Below are 9,164 nucleotides of genomic sequence, written 5' to 3'. Positions count from 1 at the left end.
TCAGACCGCGGTCAGGATTTGATCAGGATCGCGTCGGAGGGGAGCATCCGGTCGAGGAACGGCAGGATCGCCGCGCCGACGGCGGGCGCATCGCGCGATAGCGTCGCACGGCGGATCGGTGCCGAGGCCGGGATATTGGGCGCCGCGGCGGTCAATTTGCGCAGCGTTTCGGCCGCCAGACGATCGAGGATCGCATCGGGTAGGCGTCCGCCAAGCAGGATCGCGGCCGGATTGATCAGGCAGTTGATCGCGGTCAGGGCAGGCACGAGCGCGGTCGACGCCTCCTCGATCCAGGTCTCGAGATGCGGCGCGTGGGCCTCGGAGAACATCTGCGTCGGATCGAGTCCGGCGATCGACAGCCCCGCGGTTTCAAGTCGCTCGGCCAACGCCGACAGCGATACGACGTCCTGCAAGACACGCGACGGATCGCCCGCCAGCGGCAGGAAGCCGATCTCGCCGCTGCGTGCATCGGCGCCGCGATAATAGGTGCCGTCGATCACGATCCCGCCGCCGAGGCCGGCGCTGATCAGGATGTAGAAGACGCTGGCGTGATCGAGGCCGCTGCCGAACTGCGCCTCGCCGATCGCGGCGGCGGCGGCGTCGTTGTCGATATGGATCGACCACGGCACGACGTCGGCGAGCAACGCCTGGAGATCGACTTCGCCCCAGCGCTCATACCCCTCGGGCCGGTGCGGCAGGACGACGCGACCGAGGTCGTCGGGCAGCGCGACACCGACTCCGAGCACGCGGTCGGTGCGGATGACGCCGCTCTGCTCGATCTCGGCGAGACCGGTCCGCACGATCGCGACGACGTCTTCGGGCATCGCGAACGCGATCTGCCGCGTGAACCGCGACCGGACCGTGCCCGCCAGATCGAGCGACACCAACGTCACATGGTCGCGGTCGATGTTGAGGCCAATCGCAAAGCAGCCATCGGGATTGATCCGCAACCGTACCGCGGGCTGGCCACGGGCACCGGTGCGGCGGCCGGCATCGACGATCAGCTCGGCGTCGAACAGCCTGGCCGTGATATTGGCGATCGTCGGCGAGGTCAGGTTGGTCATCGCCGCGATTTCGCTGCGGGTGATTTCCGGATTGCGCCGGATCACCTGCAGCACGACGCGCTGGTTATAATCGCCCGCGCGTTCCAGGTTGGTGCCCGACAGGCTCGGCCCAAGCCGCACCGCACGCTCGTCCGCGGTAACCCCGCCTTGGACCGCCGGCTCGAAATCCGAAAAATTCAACCTCATCCCTCCGGCGATCTTGAAAGATCCCATTTTGGTATTGTCGATCGTCCCCCGTCACCGAACCCAAGTCAACATTCAAAAAATCATTTTGGTATTCTTCTGGAATGCCGTCAGCGCGTGGCGCCGCCAGCGGCGATCCAGCGGTCGATCTTCTTCTCCAGCACCGGCATAGGCAGCGCGCCGGTATCGAGCACCTGCGCATGGAAGCCGCGCGGATCGAACTTCGCACCCAGTGCCGCCTTCGCCTTCGCCTTGGTCCGCGCGATCGTCAGCTGGCCGATCTTGTACGCCAGCGCCTGCCCCGGAATCGCGATGTAGCGCTCGACCTCGGCGGTCGCGTCGGTCCGCGCCATCGGCGAGTTGGCGAGCATGTAGGCGATCGCCTGGTCGCGCGTCCAACCCTTGGCGTGGATGCCGCTATCGACCACCAGCCGCATCGCGCGCAGCATCTCGTCGTTTAGCCCGCCCATCCGCTGATACGGATCGGTCTCGACGCCCAGTTCCTTCCACAGGCTCTCCGAATACAGCGCCCAGCCCTCGACATAGGCGGTATTCCCGCCGAACCGCATGAACGCCGGCAGCGCAGTGTTCTCCTGCGCGAGGCTGATCTGGAAATGATGCCCCGGCACGCCCTCGTGCAGGAACAGCGTCTCCATCTCCCAGGTGTAGCGCGACGGCAGATCATAGGTGTTGTAATAGAAAACGCCCGGCCGCGCCCCGTCGGGCGTGCCGCCCTGGTACGAGCCGCCCGCCTCGGTCTTTTCCTTGAACGCCGGCACCGCGCGGATTTCGAGCTTGGTCTTGGGCACCAGCGAGAACTGCTCGGGGATCCGCTTGTAGATCTTCGTCTCGATCGCCTGATAGCCCTCGCGGAGCTTCTCGGCCGACGCAGGCGCGAACTTCGGATCGGTCCGCAGATAGGTGAAGAACTCCGGCAACGTCCCCTTGAAGCCGACCGCCCGCTTCTGCGTTTCCATGTCCTTCAGCAGCCTTGCGACCTCGGACAGACCCAGCGAGTGGACCGCGTCCGCCGACAGCGGCAACGTCGTGTTCTGCTCGATCAGATACGCATACAGCTTCGCCCCGCCCGGGATCGCCGAAAGCCCGACGCTGTCGCGTGCCTTGGCGCGGTATTCGTTGGCGAGGAAATCGCGCATCCGCTGTTCGGCCGGCAGGATCACGTCGCGGATCTGCGTGGCATACGCCGTCCGCAACCGCGCCTGATCCGCCGCGCCGACGCTCGCCGGGAACGTCTTGAGCGGCCCCGCGAAGGTCGAGCGCTCGACACCCTCCTTGATCAGATTGTCGAACTGGCCGATCATGTTGTCGACCACCAGCCGCGGCTGGACGATGCCGTCCTTCATCCCCTCGCGGAACAACCCGATCGCGCGGTCGAGCACCGCGGCGTACTCGGCATTACGCTTCAGATTATTCTCGTAATCGACGAGCGTCTTGAACGGCGCGGCGCCCTGCCCCGACGCGAAATCGGGATAGAAGGTCTGGAACCCCGAGAAATGATCCATCGGCAGGTCGCGCTGGATCTTCAGCAGATCGGGCGCATAGCCGCCCAGCGTGATCCGCGTATTCGTCTCGAACACGTCATACGCGATCTGGTCGACCGCCGAGAGCTTACCGCGATCGATCCGGCCCAGCGCGGCGAGGTCGGCCTCCGCCGCCGTCCGCTCGGCCGCGGTATACGCGTCGGTCAGATAGTCGCCGAGATGATCCGCATAGCGCAGGTCGCCGCGGAAGATCGCCGATACCGGGTTGCGCTTCAGGCTCGCCTCGTCGCTCGCATAGAACAGCGCCTTGAGCTTCGTATCCTCGGCGCTGTCGCCGGCCTGCGCGGTCGGTGGCGGCAACGCCTGTCCGACCGCCGCGCTCGCGCCGGTGGTTGCAAGAAACGCAGCGAGCAGCAGCTTGATCGACACCGGCAAATTCCCCACCGCAAACACGCGGCTATCGGCGAGGATTAGGCCGGGCGTCCAACCGCTGCAAGCAACGCTTTACCGCGGTTTGACGAACTTCAGCGTCATCCGATCGCTCTCGCCGATCGCCGCATATTTCGCGCGGTCGACGTCCTTCAGTGCATAGCTCGGCGGCAGCGTCCAGACGCCGCCCGGCCAGTCCGCGCTGTCCTTCCGATTGGCGTTGACCTCGGACCTGCCCGCCAGCTTGAACCCGGCCGCGGTCGCGAACCCGATCACCGAACTCGGCTTCATATAGCCGCTCTTCTCCTCGGCAGCGACGTCGCGCGTCTCGGGCAGGCGGTGTTCGACGACCCCCAGCGTACCGCCCGGCTTGAGCATCTTGAACATCGCCGCGAACATCGCGCGCGCCTGATCCACGCCGCCGAAGCGCCAGTTGTGGACGTTGCGGAACGTCAGCACGACATCGGCGCTGCCATCGGGCACGCCCGGCTTCCCCGCCTCGGCCGGGAACGCCGCCAGCCGAACCTTGCCATAGGTCGCGGCATTCTTGGCCTGCATCGCGCGCACGCCGTTGAGGCCCTTTTCCCAAGGACCCGCCGCGTAATAGGCACCGCCGCGCGCGGTCAGCGGCGCGAGGATCTCGGTATACCAGCCGCCCGACGGCCAGATCTCGACCACCGTATCGGTCGGCTTCACCCCGAAGAACGCCAGCGTCTGCGCCGGGTGGCGATAGCGATCGCGCGCGACATTGGCCGGCATCCGCGTCGTTGCAGCCACCGCGGCTGTGATCGGCGCAGGCACCCGTTGCGCACTCGCCACGGTCGGTGCGCCCGCGACGAGCAAGGCTGGGGCGGTGCAAAGCATGAGACGGACAGAGCGGTTCATCGTCGACCTTTCGGAATGAGCTGACCCGAGCGTGGCCCGAATGCGGCCGATCCACAAGCCCACAGCCGCAGCCCTGCGCCGTCGACGTCTGGAAAAGGACAGCAGGATTACCCATATTCTTGAAGAGGTTGAACAAAGGACGAGGCAATGGCGGGCGGCTGGACACGCGACGGCGCGGTACAGGATCAGATCGACGACACGGTGATGGACGCCGTGTTGGCCGCGCGTGCACGCATGCCGACCGGCGAAAGCGAGCCGTATTGCGCGGAGTGCGGCGACGACATCCCCGAAGGCCGCCGGTTGGCGATTCCCGGCGTACGCACCTGTGTCGCCTGCCAGAGCGGCCGCGATCGCCCCGCCTCCGCCCTCTTCAACCGCCGCGGCAGCAAGGACAGCCAGCTTCGATAACGTGACGCAAGTCTTCGCCCCCCGATGCCGGGCGAGGATCAGCCCGTCTTTACTTGGCCCAGCTTGATCGTCAGGGCAGACCCATGAGCGACGTGACGCACAGCCCCGCCCCACAAAGCCCCGCCCTACAAAACGACGCCCCCGATTTCGTCGTCATCGACGTCGAGACCGCCTGCTCGCGCGTCAGCAGCATCTGCCAGATCGGCATCGTCGGCTTCAAGAACGGCCGCGAGATCTTCGAATACGAGACGCTGCTCGACCCGCGCGACATATTCGAGGTCTTCAACACCCGGATCCACGGCATCGCCGAGCATCACATCGTCGGCCAGCCGACCTTCGCCGACGTCCACGCCATCGTCCACGGCCATCTGTCGGGCCGGACCACCGTCGCGCACTCCTATTTCGACAAGGGCGCGCTCGCCGCCGCCTGCCGCGTCCACGACCGCGCGATGATCGAGACGACCTGGCTCGACAGCGTCCGCGTCGCCAAGCGCGCCTGGCCCGACCTCGAAAGCCACCGCCTCGGTCTCCTCGCCCGCTATCTCGGGATCACCCACAAGCATCACGACGCGCTCAGCGATGCGCGCGCCGCCGGCTGGGTGATCGTCAAGGCAAGCGAACACACCGGCCTGTCGCTCGACGACTGGCTAGCCCCGCCGCGCGTCGCCGGCCCCGCACCCGCGGCAGCAGCAGACGGACCGCTGAAAGGCGACCGCGTCGTGATCCTCGGCGAACCCCGCGACGGCCGGCTCGCGCACATCGCCGCCGGGCTAGGCGCGCGCGTAATGACCGGGGTCGGCAGTTCGACGACTCTGCTGGTGGTAGCCGGTCGCGAGCCGTTCGGCCGCGCGACCCGGTCGAGCGTCGCCTATTCGAGGGCGCAGGCTCTCCGCGCCGAGGGTTCACCGATCCGGATCATCGCCAGCGACGCGCTGAAAGCGATAGCCGCCAACCGCCGCCCCTGATCCTCCCCAATCGGCTCAGGCCATCGCCATCAGGCTAGCATTGCCCCCCGCCGCGGTCGTATTGATCGAGGTCGACACCTCCTCGACCAGCCAGTCGAGCCGGTAGCCACCCCCGCCTGCGTCAGCACGATCGGCCCCGGCAGCGCGGCAATCGCCTGGTTCAGCGTGCGGACCCGCGCCGCATCCCCCTCGATCAGCGCGCCGGCATAAGGCCCCGCCGCCGCCCAATCCTCGACCCACCGCACGCGAGCGGCAACCGTCTTGGGAAGGTCCAGCGTCAACGCCGCCGCATCGCCGACCACGAGGTCGTTTCCGGAAGCAAGCCCCGCTGCAAGCTGCGCGATCAGGCCCTCCCGCGTTGCCGGAAGTAGCAACACGGTGCCACGCGGATGGATCGCATAGACGTTGGTCTCGCCGACCGGACCAGCCAGTTCCGTCACACCGCCCAGTGGCGACCGCGTTGCGTACTCCCGCACGCTCTGAGCAGCGCCGGCATCACCGCGACCCTCGAGCCAGGACGCAAATTCAGTCGCCACCGGATCGCCCGAACCGCGCGCTCCAACATCCGCCCCCGTCACCAGCCGCCCGAGATACAGCGGCCCGCCCGCCTTAGGCCCGGTCCCCGACAGCCCACGCCCGCCGAACGGCTGCACGCCGACCACCGCGCCGATCACGTTGCGATTGATATACAGATTGCCCGCCTGCACCCGCTGCGTGACGAACGCGATCGTCTCGTCGAGCCGCGTATGCAGCCCGAACGTCAGGCCGTACCCGGTCGCGTTGATCCGATCGATCAGCGTGCCGAGATCGGCACGCTGGAAGCGCACGACGTGCAGCACCGGCCCGAACACCTCGCGCTCCAGATCGGCGAGATCGTCGAGTTCGATGATCGTCGGCGACACGAACGTGCCGTGCGTCGTGTCCCCCGCCGGCGCGATCTGCTCGACCGGGCGTCCGAGCGACCGCATCCGCTCGATATGCCGCTCGATGTTCGTCTTCGCCTCGGCCGAGATCACCGGACCGATATCGGTCGCCAGCGTATCGGTGCGGCCGATCCGCAACTCGCGGAGTGCCCCCTTCAGCATCGCCAGCGTCCGGTCGGCGACATCCTCCTGCAAACACAGGATGCGCAGCGCCGAACACCGCTGGCCCGCGCTGTCGAACGCCGAGGCGACCACGTCCGCGACCACCTGTTCGGCGAGCGCGGAAGAATCGACGATCATCGCGTTCTGCCCGCCAGTCTCGGCGACCAGCGGGATCGGTGCACCGGCAGGCGACACGCGCTTGGCGAGCTCGGCCTGGATCAACCGCGCGACCTCGGTCGATCCGGTGAACATCACGCCCGACGTTTCGGCCGCCGCGACCAGCGCCGCACCGATCGCGCCATCACCCGCCACCAGATGCAACACATCCTCGGGCACGCCCGCCTCATGCAGGATCGCAATCCCTTGCGCGGCGATCAGCGGCGTTTCCTCGGCGGGCTTGGCCAGCACCGCATTGCCCGCGACCAGCGCCGCGGCCACCTGCCCGGCAAAGATCGCGAGCGGGAAGTTCCACGGGCTGATGCACGTCACCACCCCGAGCGGCGTCTGTCCCGCCGGGAGCAGCCGCGCCTGCTGTGCATAATAGCGCAGGAAGTCGATCGCCTCGCGCACCTCGGCCACCGCATTCGCCAGCGACTTGCCCGCCTCGCGCATGACCAGCGGCAGCAATACCGGCATCTGCGCCTGCATCAGATCCGCCGCGCGGTCGAGACACGCCGCGCGCTCGTCGACCGACACCGCCGCCCAACGCGGCGCCGCCTCGGCCGCGGTCCGCGCCATTGCGAGCGCTGCATCCGGCGACAGCTCGCGAACCGTGCCGACGACGTCGCGGTGGTCCGCCGGATTGAGCACCGCCCGCGCGTCACCCTCGGTTCCGGCCTGCACCGGCGCCAGCGCCCCGCGGAACGTCTCGCTCAGCGTCGCCAGCACGCCCTCGTCGCTCGCATCGAGCCCGTCGGAATTGCGTCGCGTCCCGTACAGATCGCGCGGCAAGGCGATCGCCGGATGCGGCTCGCCCGGCACCGGCATCGCGCGCACCGTCGCGACCGGGTCCGCGACCAGCTCGGCGATCTGCACCGCCGGGTCCGCGATCCGGTTGACGAACGACGAATTCGCCCCGTTCTCCAGCAATCGCCGGACCAGATACGCCAGCAACGTCTCATGCGTCCCGACCGGCGCATAGATCCGGCACGGCCGGTTCAGCCGATTGCCCCCGACGACCTCCTCGTACAGCGGCTCGCCCATTCCGTAGAGGCACTGGAACTCGTAATCGCCGATCACGAAGTCGGGCCCCGCCATCGCGTGGATGGTGGCCAGCGTCTGCGCATTGTGCGTCGCGAACTGCGGAAACACCGCATCGCCCGCCGCCAGCAGCTTCCGCGCGCACGCGATATACGCGACGTCGGTATGCACTTTCCGCGTGTAGACCGGGAAGTCGGCCAGCCCGTCGACCTGCGCGCGCTTGATCTCGGCGTCCCAATACGCGCCCTTGACCAGTCGCACCATGATCCGGCGATCGGCGCGCCGCGCGAGATCGACGATCCAGTCGAGCACGAACGGGCAGCGCTTGCCATAGGCCTGCACCACGAAGCCGAGCCCGTTCCAACCGCTCAGATCGGGGTCGGTCGCGAGGCTTTCGAGCAAGTCGAGCGACAGTTCGAGCCGATCCGCCTCCTCCGCATCGATGTTGAGACCGATATCGTAGCGCTTCGCCAGCAGCGCGAGCGCCTTCACGTCGGGCAGCAGTTCGGCCATCACGCGGTCCGCCTGCGACCGGGCATAGCGCGGGTGCAGCGCCGACAGCTTGATCGAGATCCCCGGCCCGCCATAGATCCCGCGCCCGGCGGATGCCTTGCCGATCGCATGGATCGCCGCGACATAATCGCCGTGATAGCGCCGCGCATCCTCCGCGGTCGTCGCCGCCTCGCCGAGCATGTCGTAGCTGTACTGGAACCCCTCCGCCTCGGGGCCACGTGCGTGCTTCAACGCCTCGGCGATCGTCTGGCCGGCGACGAACTGCTCGCCCATCATCCGCATCGCCATCGCCACGCCGCCGCGGATCACGGGTTCGCCCGCGCGCGCGATCAGCCGGGTGAGCGCGGCGCCGAGCCCCTTGTCGTCGACGCTCCCGGTCAGCTTGCCCGTCAGCGCCAGCCCCCAGGTCGCCGCGTTGACGAACAACGACCGCCCCTCGGCGAGATGCGACGTCCAGTCACCACCCGCGATCTTGTCACGGATCAATGCATCACGCGTCTCGGCATCCGGAATCCGCAGCATCGCCTCGGCCAGGCACATCAGCGCGACGCCCTCCTGGCTCGACAGCGCGTATTCCTGGACGATCCCCTCGACCCCGCCGCCGCGCTTTTTAGCCCGCAGCGCGGTGATCAGCGAGGTCGCGGTGCGCGTCGCATCCGCTGCCGTTGCGTCGTCCAGCGTCGCCTGATCGAGCAACGGCGCGAGGCATTCGGCCTCGGGACGTCGATACGCGGCGGTAATCGCATGGCGCAGATCGCTCTGCGCACGGATCGGCGGGGCGAAATCGGCAAACAATGGCGAAAGCGAAGATGTGTGCGGCATGCGGCGAGCCTCGTCTGGAACCTGACCAGACCGTAGCATGGACGCGATTGGCGATCCGCCTTATCGATGGCTTTATATCGGTCGGTTCGACCATTTTGAGAAGGCAGG

The 9,164-nt window shown here is 67.6% G+C and carries 5 protein-coding genes and 1 pseudogene; 2 read left to right on the top strand and 4 right to left on the bottom strand.

Going from position 1 to position 9,164, the window contains the following annotated elements; all coding sequences use genetic code 11:
• Window positions 1–11 precede the first annotated feature (11 nt).
• From QP164_RS05400 to QP164_RS05390, 3 genes are all read right to left on the bottom strand, one after another.
• Window positions 12–1,250 carry an ROK family transcriptional regulator gene (locus QP164_RS05400; protein WP_333922439.1) on the bottom strand — a complete coding sequence of 413 codons (1,239 nt, stop codon included), beginning with the start codon at window positions 1,248–1,250 and terminating at the stop codon, window positions 12–14.
• Between the two features lie 107 nt (window positions 1,251–1,357).
• A complete protein-coding gene (locus QP164_RS05395; RefSeq protein ID WP_443027476.1) occupies window positions 1,358–3,172 on the bottom strand; it encodes a DUF885 domain-containing protein in 1,815 nt (604 codons plus the stop codon).
• A gap of 81 nt (window positions 3,173–3,253) precedes the next feature.
• The gene (locus QP164_RS05390) at window positions 3,254–4,063 is read right to left on the bottom strand and encodes a class I SAM-dependent methyltransferase (protein WP_333922437.1); all 810 of its coding nucleotides are present in this window, start codon (window positions 4,061–4,063) and stop codon (window positions 3,254–3,256) included.
• A 147-nt stretch (window positions 4,064–4,210) separates the two neighbouring features.
• Here QP164_RS05390 and QP164_RS05385 point away from each other — a divergent pair, with 147 nt between their 5' ends.
• Entirely contained in the window at window positions 4,211–4,471 is a 261-nt protein-coding gene (locus tag QP164_RS05385) for a DksA/TraR family C4-type zinc finger protein (RefSeq protein ID WP_333922436.1), read from the top strand.
• 83 nt (window positions 4,472–4,554) lie between these two features.
• A complete protein-coding gene (locus tag QP164_RS05380; protein WP_333922434.1) occupies window positions 4,555–5,436 on the top strand; it encodes an exonuclease domain-containing protein in 882 nt (293 codons plus the stop codon).
• Between the two features lie 15 nt (window positions 5,437–5,451).
• Here QP164_RS05380 and putA read toward each other — a convergent pair.
• Window positions 5,452–9,056: pseudogene (gene putA, locus QP164_RS05375) on the bottom strand (trifunctional transcriptional regulator/proline dehydrogenase/L-glutamate gamma-semialdehyde dehydrogenase).
• Window positions 9,057–9,164 lie beyond the last annotated feature (108 nt).

The organism is Sphingomonas sp. LR59 (assembly GCF_036855945.1).
Classification (GTDB): domain Bacteria; phylum Pseudomonadota; class Alphaproteobacteria; order Sphingomonadales; family Sphingomonadaceae; genus Sphingomonas.
This window is presented reverse-complemented; position numbering and strand designations above follow the sequence as displayed.

Coding starts and splice junctions, on each gene's coding strand:
- QP164_RS05400 (WP_333922439.1), bottom strand. CDS start 1,250: ATGAGGTTGAATTTTTCGGATTTCGAGCCGGCGGTCCAAGGCGGGGTT.
- QP164_RS05390 (WP_333922437.1), bottom strand. CDS start 4,063: ATGAACCGCTCTGTCCGTCTCATGCTTTGCACCGCCCCAGCCTTGCTC.
- QP164_RS05385 (WP_333922436.1), top strand. CDS start 4,211: ATGGCGGGCGGCTGGACACGCGACGGCGCGGTACAGGATCAGATCGAC.
- QP164_RS05380 (WP_333922434.1), top strand. CDS start 4,555: ATGAGCGACGTGACGCACAGCCCCGCCCCACAAAGCCCCGCCCTACAA.